The sequence below is a fragment of the Pseudomonas corrugata genome, from assembly GCF_050920615.1.
GTDB lineage: Bacteria > Pseudomonadota > Gammaproteobacteria > Pseudomonadales > Pseudomonadaceae > Aquipseudomonas > Aquipseudomonas corrugata.
Genome location: NZ_CP130434.1, coordinates 2,761,887 through 2,784,442, shown reverse-complemented (window position 1 = coordinate 2,784,442; position 22,556 = coordinate 2,761,887). Strand labels below are relative to the sequence as shown.

The 22,556-nt window shown below is 58.3% G+C and carries 17 protein-coding genes; 12 read left to right on the top strand and 5 right to left on the bottom strand.

What is annotated here, in order from left to right; genetic code table 11:
* Positions 1–185: 185 nt before the first annotated feature.
* Positions 186–806: a TetR/AcrR family transcriptional regulator gene (locus QZH45_RS12800; RefSeq protein WP_024778769.1), complete on the bottom strand. Its 621-nt coding sequence runs from the start codon at positions 804–806 to the stop codon at positions 186–188.
* Between the two features lie 691 nt (positions 807–1,497).
* Between QZH45_RS12800 and QZH45_RS12795 the strand changes: the two genes are divergently transcribed.
* The 10 genes from QZH45_RS12795 to QZH45_RS12750 all read left to right on the top strand — a co-directional run bounded on the left by QZH45_RS12795 (position 1,498) and on the right by QZH45_RS12750 (position 14,744).
* Entirely contained in the window at positions 1,498–2,538 is a 1,041-nt protein-coding gene (locus tag QZH45_RS12795) for a LacI family DNA-binding transcriptional regulator (protein ID WP_024778770.1), read from the top strand.
* A 154-nt stretch (positions 2,539–2,692) separates the two neighbouring features.
* The gene (locus QZH45_RS12790) at positions 2,693–4,081 is read left to right on the top strand and encodes an MFS transporter (protein ID WP_053193773.1); all 1,389 of its coding nucleotides are present in this window, start codon (positions 2,693–2,695) and stop codon (positions 4,079–4,081) included.
* Between the two features lie 4 nt (positions 4,082–4,085).
* Positions 4,086–5,441 carry a glucarate dehydratase gene (gene gudD / locus QZH45_RS12785; RefSeq protein WP_053193776.1) on the top strand — a complete coding sequence of 452 codons (1,356 nt, stop codon included), beginning with the start codon at positions 4,086–4,088 and terminating at the stop codon, positions 5,439–5,441.
* Positions 5,442–5,750: 309 nt separating this feature from the next.
* Entirely contained in the window at positions 5,751–6,824 is a 1,074-nt protein-coding gene (locus tag QZH45_RS12780; RefSeq protein ID WP_024778773.1) for an HlyD family secretion protein, read from the top strand.
* The gene (rbbA, locus tag QZH45_RS12775) at positions 6,821–9,565 is read left to right on the top strand and encodes a ribosome-associated ATPase/putative transporter RbbA (RefSeq protein WP_055135255.1); all 2,745 of its coding nucleotides are present in this window, start codon (positions 6,821–6,823) and stop codon (positions 9,563–9,565) included. Before QZH45_RS12780 ends, rbbA begins: the two co-directional genes overlap by 4 nt.
* 2 nt (positions 9,566–9,567) lie before the next feature.
* Positions 9,568–10,692 carry an ABC transporter permease gene (locus tag QZH45_RS12770; RefSeq protein ID WP_055135256.1) on the top strand — a complete coding sequence of 375 codons (1,125 nt, stop codon included), beginning with the start codon at positions 9,568–9,570 and terminating at the stop codon, positions 10,690–10,692.
* A 226-nt stretch (positions 10,693–10,918) separates the two neighbouring features.
* On the top strand, positions 10,919–11,566 hold the full coding sequence (locus QZH45_RS12765) for a BON domain-containing protein (protein ID WP_024778776.1): 648 nt from the start codon (positions 10,919–10,921) through the stop codon (positions 11,564–11,566).
* Between the two features lie 177 nt (positions 11,567–11,743).
* Positions 11,744–12,496, top strand: coding sequence for a fumarate/nitrate reduction transcriptional regulator Fnr (gene fnr, locus QZH45_RS12760; protein ID WP_024778777.1), 753 nt, complete (start codon positions 11,744–11,746; stop codon positions 12,494–12,496).
* 130 nt (positions 12,497–12,626) lie between these two features.
* Positions 12,627–14,120: an arginine-ornithine antiporter gene (gene arcD / locus QZH45_RS12755; RefSeq protein ID WP_024778778.1), complete on the top strand. Its 1,494-nt coding sequence runs from the start codon at positions 12,627–12,629 to the stop codon at positions 14,118–14,120.
* Between the two features lie 87 nt (positions 14,121–14,207).
* A complete protein-coding gene (locus QZH45_RS12750; protein ID WP_024778779.1) occupies positions 14,208–14,744 on the top strand; it encodes an Hsp20/alpha crystallin family protein in 537 nt (178 codons plus the stop codon).
* A gap of 106 nt (positions 14,745–14,850) precedes the next feature.
* Here the strand turns inward: QZH45_RS12750 and QZH45_RS12745 are convergent, their stop codons facing one another.
* The 3 genes from QZH45_RS12745 to QZH45_RS12735 form a co-directional block, all read right to left on the bottom strand.
* Positions 14,851–16,206, bottom strand: a complete 1,356-nt coding sequence (locus tag QZH45_RS12745; RefSeq protein ID WP_024778780.1) for an MBL fold metallo-hydrolase RNA specificity domain-containing protein — start codon at positions 16,204–16,206, stop codon at positions 14,851–14,853.
* Between the two features lie 102 nt (positions 16,207–16,308).
* The gene (locus tag QZH45_RS12740) at positions 16,309–17,199 is read right to left on the bottom strand and encodes a universal stress protein (RefSeq protein ID WP_024778781.1); all 891 of its coding nucleotides are present in this window, start codon (positions 17,197–17,199) and stop codon (positions 16,309–16,311) included.
* 67 nt (positions 17,200–17,266) lie between these two features.
* Positions 17,267–19,639, bottom strand: coding sequence for a phosphoketolase family protein (locus tag QZH45_RS12735; protein ID WP_055135257.1), 2,373 nt, complete (start codon positions 19,637–19,639; stop codon positions 17,267–17,269).
* Positions 19,640–19,833: 194 nt separating this feature from the next.
* Between QZH45_RS12735 and QZH45_RS12730 the strand changes: the two genes are divergently transcribed.
* Positions 19,834–20,817 (top strand): zinc-dependent alcohol dehydrogenase family protein, encoded by a 984-nt coding sequence (locus QZH45_RS12730; RefSeq protein ID WP_053193787.1) that lies wholly within the window; start codon positions 19,834–19,836, stop codon positions 20,815–20,817.
* On the opposite strand, the gene QZH45_RS12725 is transcribed toward QZH45_RS12730, so the two are convergent.
* Positions 20,807–21,700 carry a universal stress protein gene (locus QZH45_RS12725; protein ID WP_053193790.1) on the bottom strand — a complete coding sequence of 298 codons (894 nt, stop codon included), beginning with the start codon at positions 21,698–21,700 and terminating at the stop codon, positions 20,807–20,809. The two genes, QZH45_RS12730 and QZH45_RS12725, sit on opposite strands and share 11 nt — an antisense overlap.
* Before the next feature lie 243 nt (positions 21,701–21,943).
* Here QZH45_RS12725 and QZH45_RS12720 point away from each other — a divergent pair, with 243 nt between their 5' ends.
* Positions 21,944–22,507 (top strand): GNAT family N-acetyltransferase, encoded by a 564-nt coding sequence (locus QZH45_RS12720; protein WP_024778785.1) that lies wholly within the window; start codon positions 21,944–21,946, stop codon positions 22,505–22,507.
* Positions 22,508–22,556 lie beyond the last annotated feature (49 nt).

The window sequence follows — 22,556 nt, the reverse complement described above, 5'->3', positions numbered from 1 at the left end:
CTCTGGCAGGGATCGAGATGCTCACTCTGTACCCAGTAACCATTTTAGTCAATGGTCACAAACCAAAGATAAGAATTCCTCACCGAGGAGCACAGCGTTATCCCGTTTCGATCAAATCGACGCGACGCATGTTGTGATGAATACGCTGCTGCAAGTGCAACTGGCTGCGCTGGTACCGTCGCGACTCAAGGCATCAGGCTACGCAGGACCAGATTGGCGATGCTCGTGGACGCGTCTTCGACGCCATCAAGGCTGTATTGCAACAGCAAAGGATTGATGTACGGACGCAACGCCAGACAGATCGCATTGACCGTTTCATCCAGAGGGGTCTTGCGTTCGAACTCGCCCAGCTCACGCCCATCAGAGACGATCTGACGCACAAATGCCTGAATGCTGGCTTCGTAGAACTGGGCGCAAGGCCAGCTCTCTGACGCCGCGGAGGCCGCAAGATCGTAGAGCTTTCGGTCGTTGAAGAACAGGCTGACACCGGTGACGACCGCGGTCTTCACCAAGCGACGAAAGCGCTCGGTGGGGGTGATGGACTCTACGCTGATAGCCTCATCCACTGCCGCAACAATCGTCTCCAGGCAATTACTGCAAATGGCTTCGCCGATCGCCTGTTTCGAATCGAAGAACTTATAGATGTAGGCCTTGGAAAAGCCAATGGCCTTGGCCAGGTCCGAGACCGTGGTTTTGCCATAGCCGTAGCGGCTGAAATGCTCATTCGCCGCAGCGACAATCTGGGCCCGGATTTCATGGTCGACGGGGCCACGGACGTTGCGCGAAGGGAAGGATGATTGATTCATGGCGCCAGCTTACCTGTCCCCCTATGGGGTGACAAGCAATGACCAAAATACAATACAGTCACAAAACCAATTCCTCATAGCCCCTCATCAGCCCAGTTTTAAGCTTTTACCGGCAATGTCGTCTGTCCTATTGATCAAGCCAACACCGCGATACAGTAAGCTCGACGGAAGTTTCGTTACCCGCACAGTCGTCGACATGACCTGGGACAAATGGGCTGTTGGACGGATCGCAATGTACACTCGGCCTGAGGGCCGGACAAATCGGTCGCGGTGGGAGCGGAAGTTGCCGGCCCCACGCTCATGTCCGTACGGCCCCCCTTCTCCTGCAACTCATCATCCGACATCAAGCGCACCTACTCGACTGCCATGGTCACACCAGTGAAGTTGCTAATTGTTAAGAGCTTGCGTACACCGCCGAACAGAAGCGCCTGTTTCCCTTTCAAGCTTGTGCATGACCGGTCTAATTGCATGCATAAGGATTCGGGGCGAGCCAGACCTCATAGCTCAAACACTTGGCGAATATCAACGTCGATGGGTGTCCACCGTGCTGAAAAACTGCGATGGACAAGCAGGAGACCTTCGGCAGGCAGCAATCGGCAGAGCCAGTCAAATACCTAACGCCATGGTGTGGCTGCGAAAAGCCCGTTAACATCACGAATTGTTCTTATCGTGTTGTGACGTAGGGTGCTTTGTGGCCAAGAAGTCGAAACGTGAGATTGCCTCCGCCAATGGCAACTTTGAAACTCCCCTCACCGTAGCTGATGTAGCGCTTAAAGCGGGAGTTTCGCCTATTACCGTTTCGCGCGCCTTGCACCGACCTGAGCTGGTAAATGATGTAACCAGGCAACACGTTTTGGAGGTTGTGCGCGATATGGGCTATGTGCCCAATCTTTTGGCCGGCAGTCTGGCCTCAAGCAGAAGCAGGCTGGTTGCGATTGTGCTTCCGACCATTGCCAATTCCATATTTGCTGGCACCGTACAAGCCATCATGGATCGGCTGACCGAGGCAGGCTACCAATCGCTCCTGGGCCCAACTGGATATTCACCGGAGAAAGAGGAAATCTTGCTTGAAGCCATTCTGGGCCGACGTCCAGACGGTATCGTCCTGACCGGTACTCTCCACACTGAAGCCAGTCGCAAACGGCTTGCATCAGCAGGCATTCCGGTCGTTGAGGCCTGGGACCTGAGTGAAACGGCGTTGGACATACAAGTCGGGTTTTCTCATGAAGCCGTCGGAAAGCTGGTTGCCGACCACTTTTTCGCAAAGGGTTACCGGCGATTTGCGGTTATCACCGTGGATGATCCAAGAGGTATTCGACGCTGCAATAGCCTGATTGAACGGTTGAAGCACTATGACCTTCACGACGTGCCTGTTGAAATTTTACCCCTGCCCGCGACGTGGGAAGTTGGTAGAGAAGGTTTTCGAAGGCTCCAGCAACATGAAGTCGCCCCCCAACTTGTTTTCTGCAGCTCAGACACCGTGGCCTTGGGCGTGCTCGCTGAAGCGGCGAGTCAAGGTATACGAGTTCCCCAGGATATCGCCGTACTCGGATTCGGTGACATCACGGACGCTAAATTCGCCTACCCTGCGCTCTCCACCGTCAGTGTCAATTCCGCAACGATGGGCCAAAGGGTCGCCGAAGCCTTGCTCAAAAGATTTTCTGGCGCCGATGCTTCATCCGCGACCCAGATAAATACTGGCTTCGAGCTGATCGAGCGCGCCAGCACCTGAAAAATTTTTCGAAAACACGCTAAACGGCACTTGAATGATAGCGCTATCTGCTTATGATAGCGCTATCGTTGTACGACAACCTACAACGACTATGGCGATCATCGCCAACCTGACAGGTGTACCCGCACAAAAACAACTAGTGGGAGCGTCAACCATGCAAGACCGCAAGAAAACCCGCGTCCGCTATTTGATCTTACTCATGCTATTCCTGGTGACGACGATCAACTATGCCGACCGCGCCACCATCTCCATCGCGGGTTCCAGCATTCAGAAAGATTTGGGACTCGATGCAGTGACACTCGGCTACATCTTCTCTGCATTTGGCTGGGCTTATGTACTGGGCCAGATTCCCGGTGGCTGGCTCCTGGACCGCTTCGGTTCCAAAAAAGTCTATGCCGGAAGTATTTTCACCTGGTCGCTCTTCACCCTGTTGCAAGGTTATATCGGCGAATTCGGTATCTCTTCCGCCATCGTGCTGCTGTTTCTGCTGCGCTTTATGGTGGGCCTGGCCGAAGCACCTTCGTTCCCGGGTAACGCACGGATCGTCGCCTCGTGGTTTCCGACAAAAGAACGCGGCACCGCCTCTGCGATCTTCAACTCGGCGCAATATTTCGCTACGGCGCTCTTCGCACCATTGATGGGATGGATCGTTTATACCTTCGGTTGGCAGCACGTATTCATCGTGATGGGCGGACTGGGCATCGCCTTTTCGATTCTTTGGCTGAAGGTCATCTACAGCCCGAAGGATCATCCTCTTATCAACGCCGCAGAGGTTCACTACATCGCTGACAATGGCGGTCTGATTGATCTTGATGACCCAGGCAAGAAAAAAGACAGCGGACCTAAATGGGATTACCTCCGCCAGCTACTGACCAATCGCATGATGGTTGGTATTTACTTGGGGCAGTTCTGCATCAATGCCCTGACCTACTTCTTTCTGACTTGGTTTCCGGTCTATCTCGTGCAAGAACGAGGCATGACGATTCTCAAAGCCGGCATCATCGCCTCGCTCCCCGCGATCTGCGGATTCCTGGGTGGCGTGCTGGGTGGCGTCCTGTCAGACATGCTGCTGCGCCGTGGCAATTCACTCAGCGTGGCGCGCAAGACCCCCATAGTGGGCGGCATGCTGTTGTCGATGAGCATGATTATCTGCAACTACGTCGATGCTGACTGGATGGTGGTGTGTTTCATGGCGCTGGCATTCTTCGGCAAAGGCATTGGCGCACTCGGTTGGGCGGTCGTCTCGGACACTTCACCCAAACAAATAGCCGGCCTTTCGGGCGGTCTGTTCAACACGTTCGGCAATTTGTCATCAATTTCAACACCCATCGTGATCGGCTACATCATCGCCGCAACCGGCTCTTTCAAGATGGCTCTGGTATTCGTTGGAGCGAACGCGCTCCTCGCGGCAATCAGCTATCTGTTCATCGTCGGCGAAATCAAACGTATTGAACTTAAAGGGACTTCAGCGGAGCCAAGCCACGCCGAGGAAACCTCGTCAGTACAAGCAACTGTCCTGCATCCAACTACAAGAAAGGTATGACTTGATGGAAACTTCGATCCAACATCAACCCGCCCATGGCGCACCTGTCATCACGGAGCTGAAGGTCGTTCCCGTTGCGGGCCACGACAGTATGCTGCTCAATTTGAGTGGTGCTCACAGCCCTTTTTTCACTCGCAATGTCCTGATCATCAAGGACAGCGCTGGTCACATTGGTGTCGGTGAAGTGCCGGGCGGCGAAGGTATCCGCAAGACCCTGGATGACGCTCGCGACCTGCTCATTGGCCAGTCCATCGGCAATTACCAAAGCCTGCTGAACAAAGTGAGAAGTGCGTTCGCTGACCGCGACGTTGGCGGACGCGGGCTGCAGACTTTTGACCTGCGCATTGCCATTCACGCAGTAACAGCGGTCGAGTCGGCATTGCTGGACCTGCTGGGTCAACATCTGGAAGTTCCTGTCGCCGCCCTGCTCGGCGAAGGACAACAACGCGATGCTGTCGAGATGCTGGGCTATCTGTTTTATGTCGGCGACCGCAAGAAAACTGACCTGGCATATCGTTCGGAACAGGCTTCCGATAGCGAATGGTTCCGCCTGCGTAACGAGGAGGCACTATCACCTGAGTCGGTGGTTGCACTCGCAGAAGCTGCCTATGATCGCTACGGCTTCAAAGACTTCAAGCTCAAAGGAGGCGTGCTTCGCGGCGAAGAGGAAATTGCCGCTGTCACGGCATTGTCGGAACGCTTCCCTGACGCACGCATCACCCTTGACCCCAATGGCGCATGGTCGCTGAAAGAAGCCGTGGCATTATGCCGGGACCAGCACAATGTGCTGGCCTACGCAGAAGATCCCTGTGGTGCGGAAAACGGCTACTCCGGTCGGGAAGTCATGGCTGAATTCCGACGCGCGACGGGGCTGCGCACTGCAACCAACATGATCGCCACCGACTGGCGGCAGATGGGTCATGCAATCCAGTCGCAGTCCATCGACATCCCGCTTGCAGACCCTCATTTCTGGACGATGCAGGGATCGGTTCGAGTCGCGCAGTTGTGCAATGACTGGGGCCTGACCTGGGGCTCTCACTCCAACAACCACTTCGACATATCGCTGGCGATGTTCACTCATGTTGCCGCCGCCGCGCCCGGCAGCATTACAGCCATCGACACCCATTGGATCTGGCAAGACGGTCAGCGCCTGACCAAGGAGCCGTTGCAGATCAAAGGCGGATTGGTGCAAGTGCCGAAGAAGCCTGGCTTGGGTGTCGAGCTGGACTGGGACGAGCTGGCGAAAGCCCATGAGATCTACAAATCACTGGGCTTGGGTGCACGCGATGACGCTGTAGCTATGCGCTATCTGGTGCCTGGTTGGGAATTCAACAATAAGCGTCCTTGCATGGTTCGTTAATCGAACTTTGCAAAAGGCCCGACTCTGCCCTCCGTGGAGTCGGGCCCAGCCTACCTCTGGCAAGTAGTACACGTCGTTTCTCAATCCAACTCAACGATACTGCCCCATCCTGGGGGGGGTCGATACAAGACAGGAAGCCTGCCGGGGGCGGACCTGTCCAGGCTCTGTACGAAAAGCCTTGATACTCGTTCAGTCTGCTTTAATTGCTGCCCTTAAAAAACAGATCCTTAACGCAGATCAACAAAGCGCCTCTTAATCCAGCCCTATCATCTGCCAGCGCCAACCTTCGCTGAGACCTGAGAGGCAGGGATGAACGATGTAACCGGCAAGTGGCTTAAACGAGGGGCTCTGGGGAGCTTGGTTTTGCTGGGCGTTCTGGGTGCCTGGTATCTGTTCAAACCCATCCCTGTGAACCCCGATTTCGCCACCGGTAACGGGCGGATTGAAGCCACTGAAGTGGATGTGGCGAGCAAACTGGCCGGGCGCATCAGTACCATTCTGGTGGCCGAGGGCGAGCAGGTCTTCGCCGGTCAGGTGCTGGCGCGCATGGATACCCAGGCGCTGCGAGCCGAACTGCTCCAGGCCCAGGCCCAGTTACAACGGGCCCGTACCGCCAAACTCACCGCAGCCGCGCTCGTCGCGCAACGGGAAAGCGAAAAGGTTACCGCCCGGGCGGTGGTTGCCCAGCGCCAAGCTGAATTGATCGCCACACAGAAGCGCTTTGCCCGCACGGAAATCCTCGTAAGCCGCAACGCCCTCGCCCGACAGCAACTGGATGACGACCGCGCGCTGCTCGACAGCGGCCAGGCCGCGCTGGCGGCAGCCAACTCACAAGTATTGACGGCCCAAGCCGGAATCGAAGCCGCCAAGTCCCAAGTAGAGGAGGCCCAAGCCAGCATCGAGGCGGCAGCAGCGACAGAGCAACGCCTGCAGGCGGACCTGGCCGATACCGAGCTCAAGGCACCGCGCGATGGACGCGTGCAATACCGCATCGCCGAAGAAGGCGAAGTGATCCCCGCTGGCGGCAAGGTCCTGAACCTCGTGGATCTGAGTGACGTGTACCTGACGTTCTTTTTGCCGACTCAGCAGGCCGGTCGGGTAGCCATCGGCAGCGAGGTGCACGTGATCATTGATGCCGTGCCGCAATACGTGATTCCTGCCACCGCCAGCTATGTGGACAGTGTTGCGCAGTTCACGCCGAAAACGGTGGAAACCGCCAGTGAGCGGGAAAAACTGATGTTCCGGATCAAGGCACGGATAGATCCTGAGCTGCTGCGCAAACACCTCAGCCAAGTGAAAACCGGCGTGCCGGGCGTGGCCCATGTTCGGCTGAACCCTCAAGCCCAGTGGCCAGACGCACTGAAAATCAAGGTGCCGGAATGACCGGCGAGCTCGCTTGGGTAGCACGCCTGCAGGACGTGGGGCTGTGGTACGGCAAGACCATCGCCCTGGACAGCGTCACGCTCGATATTCCTGCCACCGCCACTGTCGGCCTGATTGGCCCGGACGGTGTGGGCAAGTCCAGCCTGTTGGGATTGATCGCTGGGGCCCGGACCGTACAGCAGGGACGTCTGACTGTGCTGGACGGCGATATAGCCAACGCACGTTATCGTGATGCCCTGTGTCCTCGTATTGCCTATATGCCACAGGGTTTGGGCAAGAATCTCTACCCGACCCTGTCCGTGCTGGAGAATCTGGATTTTTTTGCCCGCCTGTTCGGGCAAAGCCGGAATGAACGCCGACAACGCATCGATGCCTTGTTGGCGAGTACCGGGCTGACACCTTTTGCGGACCGCCCCGCAGGTAAATTGTCAGGAGGCATGAAACAGAAACTGGGGCTGTGTTGTGCGCTGATTCATGATCCCGACCTGCTGATTCTTGATGAGCCCACGACCGGCGTCGATCCCCTGGCGCGCAACCAGTTCTGGGCATTGATCGCCGACCTGCGAACACGCAGGCCCCATATGAGCGTGTTGGTGGCCACGGCCTACATGGAAGAGGCTGAGCACTTCGATCATTTGTTGATGATGGATGCCGGCAAGGTATTGGCCAGTGGTTCACCTGCGCAGATCCTCCAGCGAACCGACTGTGAGAACCTGGAAGCAGCCTTCATCGCCCTGCTGCCACCCGATCGCCGACGTGGCCACACATCGCTGGTGATCACGCCGCGCATCGAACTGGCTGAACAGCCGGTGATCGCCATCGAGGCCCGGGAGTTGACCTGCCGCTTTGGCGATTTCACAGCGGTGGACAGCGCCAGTTTCCGCATCGAGCGCGGGGAAATCTTTGGTTTCCTGGGCTCCAATGGCTGCGGCAAGTCCACTACCATGAAAATGCTCACCGGTTTGTTACCGGCAACCTCCGGGCAGGCTTGGCTGTTCGGCAAGCAAGTCGACCCGAACGACCTCAATACCCGACAGCGCGTGGGGTACATGTCTCAAGGCTTCTCCCTCTATAACGAGCTGACGGTTCGGCAGAACCTGGTGCTGCATGCGCAGTTGTTCCATGTACCCAGGGACGAAATTGACAGCCGCGTCCACGAGGCCGCCGAACGTTTCGGCCTGAAACAGAACCTTGACGCCCTTCCCGACCGGTTGCCGTTGGGTATCCGCCAACGCCTGTCGCTGGCGGTGGCATTGATCCATAAACCCGACGTGCTGATCCTCGACGAGCCCACCTCTGGCGTAGACCCCATCGCCCGTGACGCTTTCTGGCAACACTTGCTCGACCTGTCACGCAATGACGGCGTGACTATATTCATCTCCACCCATTTCATGAACGAGGCGCAGCGCTGCGATCGAATCTCGTTCATGCATGCCGGACGGGTACTGGTCAGCGGTGCGCCCGAGCAACTGATCATTGAGCGGGGGTTGGGCAGTTTGGAGCAAACCTTCGTGTCCTATCTGGAGGAGGCAGCCGGCAGCGCGGCGGCCCCAGCGCAGTCCGAAGCCCCGAGCAAGGCATCGCCCAGAATCCAGGCGCAGCCTGATGCGCCGCCCAGGCTGCGCCGCAACGGGTTCAGCGGCCTGCGAATGCTCAGTTACGCACAACGCGAAACAATGGAAATCCGCCGTGACCCAATCCGTCTGACACTGGCGGCACTGGGCACCGTACTGCTGATGTTCATCATGGGTTACGGCATCAGCCTGGACGTCGAAGACCTGTCATTTGCCGTCCTGGACCGAGACCAGACCACAACCAGTCAGGCCTATGTCCGCAGCTTTTCCGGGTCGCGCTACTTTATCGAAAAGCCCGAGCTGCTTGATTACGCTGACCTGGAGACCCGCTTGCAAAGCGGTTCGATCACCCTGGCTCTGGAAATCCCCCCCAATTTCGGACGTGACCTCAAACGCGGCAGCCAGCCTACAGTAGCCGCGTGGGTGGACGGTGCGATGCCCATGCGAGCACGCACGATAGAAGGTTATGTCAATGGATTGCACAGCGGCTACTTGACTGAGCTCGGGTATAACGGCGCGGCGCTGGCCAATGTGGAAGTGCGTTACCGCTACAATCCGGATGTGGAAAGCCTGCAAGCCATGGTGCCCGCAATCATTCCGCTGTTGTTGATGATGATCCCGGCCATGCTCACTGCATTGGGGGTGGTACGGGAAAAAGAGATGGGCTCGATCATCAACTTGTACGTCACACCGGTGACGCGACTGGAGTTTCTGCTGGGTAAACAGCTGCCCTACGTCGCCATGGGCATGCTCAACTTTCTGCTGATGTGTGCCTTGGCCGTCTGGGTGTTCGCCGTGCCGCTCAAAGGCAGTCTTTGGGTGTTAAGCCTGGGAGCGTTGTTGTACATCGGTACCTCCACGGGGTTGGGCTTGTGGATGTCGACTTTCATGAACAGCCAGATCGCGGCCGTATTCGGCACCGCCATTGCTACCCTGCTGCCGGCCATTCAGTTTTCCGGGTTGATCAACCCGGTTTCTTCATTGGAGGGTTTCGGCGCCTTGGTCGGTAAGGTCTATCCCACCGCGCAGTTTCTCACCATCAGTCGAGGGGTGTTCTCCAAAGCACTGGAGTTACAGGCGCTGGCGCCCTATTTTCTGCAACTGCTGGTGACGGTGCCGATCCTGATTGGCCTGAGTGTGCTCTGCCTGCGAAAACAGGAGCGCTAGCCGTGCACAGTCTCTTGAACATTCTGCGCCTGGGCATCAAGGAGTTCCGCAGCCTGTACCACGACCGGACGATGCTGATTCTGATCGTCTGGGCATTTTCGTTCGGCATCTACACCGCGGCCTCGGGCATACCCGAGGCGTTGCACCACGCGCCGCTGGCCATCGTCGATGAAGACCACTCGCAACTGTCCGAACGCTTGAACACGGCGTTTCAACTTCCCTACTTCCTGCCTCCAGCGAAAATCAGCAGCCAGCAGGTCGATGCCGGCATGGACAGCGGTCGTTATACGTTCGCCCTCGATATTGCACCTGACTTTCAGCGTGACGTCCTCGCTGGACGGCGCCCAAGCCTGCAGCTCAACGTCGACGCCACCCAGATCGGCCAAGCGTTCACAGGCGCAGGTTATATCCAGACCATCGTTGCCACTGAAGTCGGCGATTTCGTCCGAGGCTTGCGCAATGCGCCACGTCCCCCTGTGGGTTTGGCCATGCGCATGCAGTTCAATCCCAACCTGACCCAGGCCTGGTTCACCTCAGTGATGCAACTGATTGATTACATCACCATGGTCTCGATCATCCTGACTGGCGCAGCACTGATTCGAGAACGTGAGCACGGTACCCTTGAACATTTACTGGTGATGCCTCTACGCGCGTTTGAAATCATGTTGGCCAAGGTCTGGTCCATGGGCCTGGTGGTGCTACTGGCCACCGCTTTTGCCATATGGGTGGTCGTCCGGGGCTGGCTGGCCGTGCCCATCACCGGCTCGATCGGGTTGTTCCTGCTAGGCACCGCGCTGCATTTGTTTGCAACCACCTCTATCGGTATCTACCTGGGCACCGTGGCGCGTTCCATGCCTCAATTAGGGCTGCTGAGCATTTTGATCCTGCTGCCGTTACAACTGCTCTCCGGTGGGGCAACTCCACGCGAGAGCATGCCGGAGCTTGTGCAGAACCTGATGCTGGCCGCCCCCACCACACACTTCGTCAGCTTCGCCCAAGGCATTTTGTATCGGGGTGCAGGACTGGCAATTGTCTGGCCACAGTTTCTGGCGATTGCTTCGATCGGCGCGCTGTTTTTCCTAGCGGCATTACTGCGATTTCGCCGTGCAATCTCGCAGATCGCTTGAGGTGACGCAAGAAAACCCATCACGCTCCTTGAAGTGCACGGTGGCGACCAGAAACTTTCTGGAACGGGTGCCAGCGGTTCGCAGAAACATTGCGTCGATCACCGCTTCGTGTGCTCGCTTGAGTCTTATTGATTTAGCTCAATGTCATTGCGTCGCTCAGGCGTAAAAAAACAGGCCGGGCATTTAACCGCTCCGCGTTTTCCGCCGCTGCATGGAGGATCCTGAAATGAGCGACTTGAGCCTGCGAAATACCCTTCTCGAAGCACTCGAGTTCCAGCCTGATATCAACGCTGCAAATATAGGCGTGGCCGTGGACGACGGCGTCGTTACGCTTTCCGGACACGTCAGCAGCTTCGCCCAGAAAATCAGCGCTGAACGAGTCGTCAAGGGCATCAAAGGGGTACGCGCCGTGGCTGAGGACATACAGGTCCGACCGGACAAAAGTACCGGTACCACAGATAACGTCATTGCCCATCGTGCGCTGAACATTCTCAACTGGAACTCTGACGTCCCCGAAGGGGCCATCAAGGTGCTCGTGCACAATGGCTGGGTCGCTCTGGAAGGCGAAGTGGATTGGCAGTACCAGAGGGAGGCTGCTGAACGGGCAGTGTTCAAATTATCCGGCGTGGTGGGTGTAAAAAACAGACTCACCCTGCGTCCACGGGAGGACGCAGGCGATATCCAGCGTCGTATCGAGGATGCCCTCAAGCGTAGTGCCGAACTCGATGCCAAGCAGATTCATGTCAAAGTCGACGGCGATGTGGTTAGTCTCGACGGCGAGGTCCATTTATGGAGCCAACGCCAGTCAGCGGAGCGGGCAGCCTGGTCTGTGCCTGGGGTCAGAGAGGTAAACGATCATTTATTGCTGGTCTGATCCAAGCCCTGGACAACCGCGTGCTTCCCGACGTTGTGACTGGCTTGAAGATTTGCAACCCATTGCTTGTGTCCACCATTCCGCGCCAATCGACAGCCGGTAGGGTTTAGACGACAAAAAACAGGCACGGTAGTGGGTCGGTCTTCTATGCTTGCTCCAACTAAAGGAATTTTTCCCATGGTCGAGCTTGAACCACGTCTTTTGAAGGTACATGCCCTACGGACCGCTTGCTCAAACTGCAGCGTGCTGGAACTGTGCCTGCCGATCGGCCTGACAGGCGGTGAGGTCGAGCGCCTCGACACCCTGATTGCCCAGCGGGTCAAGGTCAAGAAAGGTGCAGCGCTGTACCGTACCGGCGACCAACTGCGCTCGTTGTACGCGGTGAGAGTGGGCTTCTTCAAGACCAGCGTTCTTTCGGTAGACGGTCGCGAGCAAGTCACCGGTTTCCAGATGCAAGGCGAAATGCTCGGCTTGGACGCGATCAGCAGCGATCACTACGCCTGTAATGCCATTGCCCTGGAAGACAGCGAAGTCTGCCCGCTGCCTTTCAACCTCCTGGAGAAACTGGCCCACGATTTACCGTCGTTACAACACAATCTGAACAAGCTCCTGAGCCAGGAAATCGTGCGCGACCACAGTATGCTGCTGATGCTCGGCAACATGAACGCCGACGAGCGCCTGGCGGCTTTCCTGTTGAACCTGTCGCAACGGCTCAGTATGCGTGGCTATTCCTCGCGGGAGTTTGTCCTGCGCATGAGCCGCGAGGCGATCGGCTCCTACCTGGGCCTGCGCCTGGAAACGATTTGCCGGGGCATTGCCCACCTGCGCCATGAGGAACTGGTAGACATGCGTGGACGCAATGTCACGATCCTGGACCTGCCAGGTCTCAAGCAGAAGGTCGCCGGTTGCCACCGTCATACCGAGCTGTAATGCCTACCTTGCATCACATCTGATCTACATCAATACCCCCCTGAGCCTTCAAGCCGACATTAAGACACAACGTTCGAACCTTTGTATCGAAGAAGGTTACCGAACCTCCCGTCTCATGGAGGCCTTGATCATGGCTACGCAACTGCAAGGTACAGAACCGCTGACCCCGACTGTCAAACCCCATCCTTTGGCGGGCAGTTTGCGCAAGGTCGAACCCCGACGCCTGTCGCTGAGCCTGTTGATCGCCCTGGTTGTCGGCTCGATGATCGGCAGCGGCATCTTCAGCCTGCCTCAGAACATGGCCGCCAGCGCCGGTGCCGGCGCGATCCTGATCGGCTGGCTCATCACCGGTGCGGGCATGCTCTCGCTGGCCCTGGTTTACCAGATGCTCTCCAATCGCCAACCGGAACTGGACAACGGTGTGTTCGCCTACGCCCGCGCGCTGGGCGGGGAGTTCCTGGGGTTCAACTCAGCATGGGGCTACTGGATCAGCGCCTGGATCGGTAACGTCAGTTACCTGGTGATATTGTTCGCTGCGCTCAGCTACTTTTTCCCACTGTTCGGTGAAGGCAACAACAAAGCCGCGATTGCCGGCGCGTCCGTCGTGTTATGGGCGCTGCATTGGATGATCCTGCGCGGCATGCGCACCGCCGCCAAAGCCAACGCCATGACCACAATCGCCAAAGTGGTGCCGCTGCTGTTGTTCATCGGTCTGGTCATTGCCGGCTTCTCCAAGGACACCTTCCTGATGGATTTCTGGGGTGCGCCGGCATTGGGCAGTACGCTGGATCAGGTCAAGAGCACCATGCTGGTGACGGTCTGGGTGTTCATTGGCATCGAAGGCGCCAACGTATTTTCTGCCCGGGCAGCCAAACGGGCTGATGTCGGCCGAGCCACCGTGATTGGCTTCATCCTGACATTGCTGTTGTTGATCGCAGTTTCCCTGTTGTCGCTGGGTATTCTCAGGCAACCCGAACTGGCCGCCCTGAAGAACCCTTCCATGGCCGGGGTGCTGGAAGCGGTTGCCGGGCCCTGGGGCGCTGTGCTGATCAGTATCGGTCTGATTGTGTCGGTAGGCGGTGCGTTGCTGGCCTGGACGCTGCTGGCGGCCGAATCGGTGTTCACCCCGGCCAAGGAAAAGGTCATGCCTCGCCTGCTGGCCTCGGAAAATCAACATGGCGCACCTGCCAACGCGCTGTGGATCACCAACGGCTGCATTCAGTTGTTCCTGTTGCTGACGCTGTACTCGAGCGCCAGCTACCTGGCCCTGATTTCACTCGCCACCTCGATGATCCTGCTGCCTTACCTGTTCAGTGGCCTGTATGCACTGAAAATGACTTGGCAGGGCCAGACCTACGCTGGTCACCGTGGGCTGCAACTGCGCGACATGGCCATCGCCCTCGTCGCGACGGGCTATTGCGTCTGGCTGCTCTACGCCGCCGGTCCCCGGTACATGTTGCTCAGTGCCCTTCTCTACGCCCCCGGTTCGCTGATCTACCTGAGTGCTCAGCGGGCCAGAACCGACCGTGCGCTTAATGGCTTTGGCTGGGGCCTGCTGCTGGTGATCTGGGTGGCGGCGATCTTTGCCGGGTGGATGCTCTGGTCCGGCCAGCTGTCTCTGTAGGTTCGCAGGCGTGCATTGACCCGTTCGGTAACGGTGCCTGGCGATGGAGCCAGGCTCCCTCCGGACATTTCCAACGAGGAATATCCAATGTCCAATTCAGTGAAAAAAATGCCGGTCCACACCGACCAGAAAGTCCAGCATTCCGCCAAGACAGATATCTGGCACCCGCTGGAAAGACTTCGCCAGCAGGTGGATCACCTGTTCGAAGATTTCAACCGGGGCACAGCGCTCTCGACCTTCAGCCGCGGGTTGTTCGATGTAGAGCCCTTCTGGCGCCGTGAATTCTCCGCAAGTCTGCCGGCGGTGGACATCAGCGAGAAGGAAAAAAGCTTTGAGATTACCGCCGAACTGCCTGGCATGGATCAGAAAGACATCGAGATCCGTCTGGCCAACGGCAACCTGATCATCAAGGGAGAAAAGAAGGAAGCCAAGGAAGAAAAGAAAAAGGGTTATCACTTGTCCGAACGCCATTACGGCTCCTTCGAACGCATGTTCAACCTGCCAAAAGGCATCGATAGCGACAAGATCGAAGCCCAGTTCAGCAAGGGCGTGCTGACGCTGACACTGCCGAAAAAACCAGAAGCACTCAAAGCGGAAAAGGTCGTACCGATCAAGACTGACTGATTGCTCTGCACCCTGCCCCTCGCCGGCCAACGACGAGGGGCTTTTTCATGCCTGGACCGATTGACCGACCAGGTGAGCGTCACTGCGCGCTCGCGAAGGAGGCCGTTTAGAGTTCCACGCTATCGTGGTACGCCGGCACCGACACCGACCAACCCAGCTCGTCACTAATCCGGTAGCGCAAGACATCGGACGCATTGGGCTCCCCGTGCACCACGTAGGTTTGCCGTGGTGGTGTCTTGAAGCCCCGCAGCCATTGCATGATTTCGTCGGCATCGGCATGGGCCGACAGCGTTTGCATGGGCACGACTTCAGCATTGATCGGTACATCCTTGCCGTGGATGCGCACCGAAGGCTCGCCCGCCACAATCCTGGCGCCTCGTGTACCGCCAGCCTGGAAACCGGGCATCAGCAGGGTATTGATAGGGTTGGGTGCCAGGCTCTTGAGGTGATGCAACACCCGTCCCCCGGTGGCCATACCGCTGGCGGCGATGATCACCGCCGGAGTGCGCTGCAGATCCAGAGCGATGGAGTCCTTGACCGAACGCACCGGGTGGGCGATGTGGCACATGCCCTCGCATTCCTCCCGAGATAAACGATGTTCATCGCCGAAGCGCTGATACAGCCGGGTCACGTCGATGGCCATGGGACTGTTGAGGTAGATCGGGATATCGGGAATTGCCCGGCGTTGTTTCAGGCGATACAGGTGATACATCAGCAATTGAGCGCGACCGACCGTGAATGAGGGCACCAAGGTGATGCCGTGGCGCAGTGCCGTGCGGGTAATGACTTCGGCCAGCTGATCTTCCGGCAACTCATGCGGGTGCCGACGGTCGCCGTAGGTGGACTCCACCAGCAGGACATCCGCCTGTTCGATAGCTTTTGGAGCGAACATCACCGGATCTTCGGGCCGACCCAGGTCACCTGAACATACCAGCGTCACGCCACCGGCCTGAACCTGAACAGTAGCGGCACCCAGGATATGGCCGGCGCGGCGCAGCAGGATCGAGATGCCCCGAGCGATCTCCAGCGAATGTTCGAACGCGACCGGACGCAATAGTTTGAGCGCCCGTTCGGCGTGTTCACGGGTGTACAGTGGAAAGGCCGGCGCGTGTTTGGAGAACCCCTTGCGATTGGCGTATTCGGCCTCTTCTTCTTGCAGGCGGGCACTGTCGCGCAACAGGATTTTCACCAGCTCACAGGTCGCGGGGGTGGCGTAGATGGGGCCGCGATATCCGTTGCGCACCATGACCGGCAAGTACCCACTGTGGTCCAGATGGGCATGGGTCAATACGATCGCATCCAGATCCTGCATCGGCAGTTCGAAGGGATCCCAGTTACGCAGGCGTAACTGCTTGTAGCCTTGAAACAGACCGCAGTCGATCAGAATGCGCTGTTCGTCGTGTTCCAGCAGGTACTTACTACCGGTCACGGTGCCTGCGGCCCCGAGAAAAGTCATGCGCATGATGGTGCTCCTGGACAAACGGTGGGAACGCTATGGGTCGCATTGTTCACCCAGGCGGCCCTTGACCTTCGTCAATCACTCAGTCGCCATGGCTCACTTTTGTCAGACCGCCAGGACACTGCACTGCACCTGATACAGGATGTGCTCTGTCGTGCTGCCCAGCAGCCCAAACGGATCATTGTGCTGGGAGCGGCCCATGACGATCACATCCACGTCATGCTCCAGAGCAAACTCACTGAGCGCCGAGACTGGATGGCCCAGCAGAAACTGCCTGCGCTCGGCAGGCACACCGAACAGGTTGGCCAGCTCCAGAAAGGATTTCTCCAGGCTTCTGCGCAATTCCTTGCTGAGCTGCGACAGCAACACGCCGCCGCCCCCCACATCTCCCAGATAGACCGACGACACCTCGTAGGCATGAGCCAGATGCAACTCGGCGTCACATTGCAGCGCCAGGCCAAGCGCCTGGCGGATAATCCGGTCGTTAAGCCCGCTGTTCTGTGCATAGGCGCTGGAAGGGTCCACAGCCGCGACTATTTTGCGCGGCAGGGCGTGACCGGCCGCGCCCACCATATACAACGGAACGGGGCATTTGCGCAGCAGTTGCCAATCCAGTGGGGTGAAAAATGCGCGCTTGAGCAGGGACTCATGCTGGACCTGCTTGATCAGCAAGTCAGGCTGGAACTGCGAGACGTGCTGCAGGATCTGTTCGCCCATGGTCTCGGCCCAGGCTATTTCGGTGGTGACACGCAAGCCCCGGTGCCGCATTTTGTCGGCCTCTTCCTCCAGCCAATTGCGCTGGTCCTGAAGATAGTTCTGCCGCGCCTCTTCACGAGGTTCCTGTTCAAGCAGCGACAAGATATCCAGCGAAGGAATCAATGCAGTGACATGCAGATGCGCTTCGCTGGCTGCCGCCAGAGCCGCGGCGTGATGAAGGACCGGCGAATGTCTTTGCGCCGGGTTGAGGATCAGCAGCAGGCGTTGATACTGGCTCATGATGGTTCTCCGGGGGCGGGCTCTAACGCCACGATGCAGCGCTTGATGCCATGGTAAGTAGCGGGCGTCATGGCGACGTGGGCGTCCAGCGCCACTCCAGTACCTCGGGCAGATCCTGCCCATGCTCGATGACGTAGAGCTGATGCCTTTCCAGGGTTTCCCAATATCGATCACGGGCGCTGTCGACCAGCGAACTCAGCCGTGGCACTCGCTGGATAACGTCAAGGGCCAATCGATAACGATCGAGCTGGTTGATCACCACCATATCGAATGGCGTGGTGGTTGCGCCTTGCTCCATGAAACCGTGGACATGGAAGTTGTCGTGGTTATGACGCTTATAGACCAGCCGATGGATCAGCGACGGGTAGCCATGGAAGGCGAAGATCACCGGCTTGTCCACGGTGAACAGCTCGTCGAACTCTGCATCCGACAGTCCATGGTCATGTTGTTGCGGCGGTTGCAACACCAGCAGGTCCACCACATTGATGACCCGTACTCGCAGGTCCGGCAGGTACTGGCGCAGCAACGTGATGGCGGCCAGGGTTTCCAGGGTCGGTACATCACCGGCACAGGCCATTACCACATCCGGATCTTCATCGTCCTTGCAGGCAAAAGCCCAACGGCCAATGCCTGCCATGCAGTGGCGAATCGCAGAGTCGATGTCCAACCATTGCCACTGCGGCTGTTTGCCGGCCACGATCACGTTGATGTGGTTGCGACTCTTGAGGCAATGATCGGTCACAGACAGCAGGCAATTTGCATCGGGGGGCAAGTAAATGCGCACCACGTTGGCACTTTTGTTCGCCACCAGATCAATGAACCCTGGATCCTGATGGGAAAAGCCATTGTGATCCTGGCGCCAGACATGGGAGGTGAGCAGGTAATTGAGCGATGCGATCGGCGTGCGCCACGGTACCTGAGCGGCGGTCTTGAGCCACTTGGCGTGCTGGTTGAACATCGAATCAACGATATGGATGAAGGCTTCATAGCAGGAAAACAGCCCATGGCGTCCGGTCAGCAAATACCCCTCCAGCCAACCCTCACACACCTGTTCACTGAGGATTTCCATTACACGTCCCGCACTGTCCAGGTTGGTATCTCCTGCTTCCAGCGCGGCCAGCCAGGTCTTGCCAGTGACCTCATATACCGCATCGAGCCGATTGGAGGCAGTTTCGTCGGGGCCGAACAGACGGAAATTGGCAGCCTTGAGGTTGTGCTTCATCACATCGCGCAGGTACCCGCCCAGTACACGGGTGCCCTCGGCCTCGACGGCGCCGGGGGCGGAAAGCTGTACGGCATATTCGTTGAACCTGGGCATTTCCAGGGGTTTGAGGAGCGAGCCGCCATTGGCATGGGGATTGGCGCCCAGACGCCGATGGCCTGTCGGCGCTAACGCGGCGATGTCAGGCCGCAACGCGCCGTTGGTGTCAAACAACTCCTGGGGTCGATAGCTCTCGAGCCACTGTTGCAGCTGTGTCAAATGCCGAGGCTGTTCGAGGTGGCTCAGCGGGACCTGGTGGGCGCGCCAGCTACCTTCAACCTGCTGACCATCGACGAATTTGGGGCCGGTCCAGCCCTTGGGCGTGCGCAAGATCAGCAGTGGCCAGAGCTGGCGCTCCACAGTGCGTCCCGATGAGTCCGTACGGGCCTTGCGCTGGATGTCACGAATCTTGAACAGCATCTCGTCCAAGGTCTTGGCCAACTGCTGATGAATGACGAGCGGGTCGTCACCTTCTACAAAAAAGGGGTCGTAGCCGTAGCCATACATCAGGGCCGACAGTTCGTCCTCGCTGATGCGCGAAAGCACCGTGGGGTTAGCGATCTTGAAACCGTTGAGATGAAGAATCGGCAGGACGGCGCCGTCGCGCGCGGGGTTGAGAAACTTGTTGGAATGCCAGCTCGCCGCCAGCGTACCGGTTTCGGCCTCCCCGTCGCCAATGACACACGTCACGATCAACCCTGGATTATCGAACGCCGCCCCATAGGCATGGGCCAGGGAATAGCCCAACTCGCCACCCTCATGGATGGAGCCGGGGATCTGCGCAGAAACATGGCTGGACAACCCGTACGGCCAGGAAAACTGCCGAAACAGGCGCAGCATTCCGTTCTCGTTCTGCTCGATCGCGGGGTAATACTGGGTGAGGCTCCCTTCCAGGTAGCTTTGGGCGAGAATGGCCGGACCGCCATGACCAGGCCCCGTGACAAGGATCATATCCAAGTCGTGGGTCTTGATCAGATGGTTGAGATGCACATAAATCAGGTTCAATCCAGGCGTCGTGCCCCAGTGGCCGAGCAGACGCGGTTTGACGTGGCCAACCTGCAACGGCATGCGCAGCAACGGGTTGTCCTTGAGGTAAATCTGTCCCACCGCCAGGTAATTGGAAGCACGCCAATAGGCATCGATACTTTCCAGTTGATCGGGACTGAGAAAATCACTCATCGCGTCCTCCAGACAAGACGGGTTGGCAGCGCCTCCTGCCGGTCGTCGGAGCCGCCGTCGAACGGCGTGCCATGGGTGGATTCTGGAACGCGGGAATGATCCCGACTTGATTTACATCAGAACCAGGGAGGCTAGGGTGTTAGAAGGTTCGGGCTGATCGACATGGAACCGTCTGCTCAGACAGGAGAATGCTCATGCGTGCCATGGTCCTGCACTCCCCCGGCCAACCCTTGCAACTGGAAGAACGCTCCTTGCCGGTGCCGGCACGTGGGCAACTGCTGATCAGAGTCCTGGCCTGCGGCGTGTGCCGCACCGACCTGCATCTGTTTGACGGTGAGTTGCCCCAAGCGCGGCTGCCCCGGGTGCCGGGCCATGAGATTGTCGGGCAAGTCACCGCTGTCGGCGCGCAAGTAGCCACCGACTGGATCGGTCGACGAGTGGGTGTGCCCTGGCTGGGCTGGACCTGCGGAATCTGTGAGTTTTGCCGCTCCGGAAGGGAAAACCTCTGCGACCAGGCGTTGTTTACCGGCTGCCAGCTGGACGGCGGCTATGCCGATTACACCGTCGCCGACGCGCGTTTCTGCTTCCCTCTCCCTGACGCTCTGAATGCCGCCGAAGCGGCGCCCTTGTTGTGTGCGGGGCTGATCGGTTTCCGAGCCTTGCAAATGGCACAGAACGCCCCTCATCTGGGTCTCTACGGCTTTGGTGCCGCTGCCCACCTGGCGATCCAGGTCGCCGTGGGCCGAGGCCAGCAGGTCTACGCCTTTACCCGCCCCGGCGATGACGCTGGCCAGGCTTATGCCCGATCACTGGGCGCAACCTGGGCCGGCCCGTCGGATCAACTCCCCCCGCATTTGCTCGACTCCAGCCTGATCTTCGCACCTGTCGGCGAGCTGGTACCGCTGGCTTTGCAAGCGACCGCCAAAGGTGGCAGCGTGGTGTGCGCCGGCATTCACATGAGCGACATTCCGAGCTTTCCTTATCGCCTGCTATGGGAGGAGCGCAGCGTGCGTTCAGTGGCCAATCTGACCCGCGCCGATGGCGTAGCATTTTTCCAGCAGATCCAACACACCCCGGTGCATTGCACCGTGACCTGCTTGCCCTTGATCGAAGCCAATCAAGCCCTGGAAGTACTGCGTAGCGGACAGGTCAATGGCGCCATCGTGCTCATCCCCTGACCGCCAACAGACTGCCCGGTATCGAATACAGGGCCCGCTCCGTCGTGCTGCCGATAAAGCGCTCCAGGCCCACGCGATGTTCGATCCCCATCACCACCACATCAACCTCGAACTCATTGAGGAACTCATGGATGACCGGTACCGGCAGACCAACGACGAAGTGTCTTCGCTGCGCCGGCACACCGCAGCGCTCGGCCAGGTTGATGAACGCCGCATGCAACGACTCACGCAGAGCCTCGACAAAATCATCGTCCCAGGCCCCTGCCAGCAGCGAAGCCTCTCCGTTGAATGCCGCCGACAGGTCGCAGGCATACAACAGATGCAACGAAGCCTCGCATTGCCGGGCCATCACCTCGGCAGCCTGGACAATGTGCTCATTCAAGGCATTGGCCTGGGGGTCGGAGGGATCCACTGCTGCCAGCACCCGGCGCGGCATGCCGTGAACTGCCTGGTTGACCAGGTGCACCGGCACCGGACAATCGCGTAACAGATGGCAATCAAGGGGAGTTGCAAAGACCCGCTTGAGCAAGGGCTCGAGGGTGACGTCCTTGATCAGCAGATCGGGTTGCAACTGTTCGACGTAACGAAGGATGTCCAGCAGGGGATGAGTGGTCCAGACCACACGTGTCGACACATTCAACCCCTCTTTCTTGAGCAACGCGGCCTCCTCTTCCATCCAGCGGCGATAGCGATGCAAATGACACTGCATGTCCGCCTCGCCTGTTTTCTCGCCCCATAGGTGTGTACGTGCCGGCGGCTGGACGAATACGTATAAATGCAATTCGGCACCGCTGGCCCGGGCCAGGGCACAGGCCCTGCGCATCGCAGCAGAGGGGTGCAAGTCGGGATCGACGATCAATAGCAGACGCTGGTATTGCTCCATCGCACACCTCCACCCGATTGTTCAACGGAAGCCGGCACCTCGCATTGAGCATTATCCGGCACGAGTAGCAGCGTGCGCCCACCGACGCCCCGTGCGGTTTGATCTGAATCAAGTTCAGCGCAATCGACGGTTGGGTACGCCGAGGCTGATCCAGATCAGAATCGACTGCCGCCACCGGCGTAGAACTGCAGCGAATACGAAGCTTTTTTCGTACCGCACGCTTATCCGATGGAGGATCGCCCCATGCTCACAGTCAAAGACCATAACGAACGCGCCGCCGCGCTGTACGCCAGCATCAGTGGCAAGCACTGGATTCAGGCGCTTAAAGACGGCCGGCATGTACTGATCAGGCCACTACGGGATGAGGATCGCCAACGCGAATATGACTTCATCAAGCGCCTGTCTCCGGAGTCGCGGCATATGCGCTTTCTATCGCAAATCAGTGAGCCCGGAGCGGCGATGCTCGATCAGTTGATGGACGTCGACTATAAGACTCGCCTGGCCTACATCGCCCTGGTCCATGACAACGGCAAGTTGACCGAAATCGGCGTCAGCCGTTACTGCGCTACCGCTGACCACGAATGCGAGTGCGCCGTGACCGTCGCCGACCAATGGCAGCATTTGGGGCTGGGGACGTTATTGATGGAACACCTGATAGAAGCGGCGCGTAAAAACGGCTACCGCCAGATGTACTCCATTGATGCCGCCAGCAATGCCGCCATGCGCGACCTGGCGCATAGCCTGGGGTTCGAGACCCGCACCGACCCCGAGGACACTCGGCAGGTCATTCACCGCCTCTATCTTTAGCCTTTTAGCGATGATACTGCGCGAGTGCCGCACTCCACGGCCCCGCGCA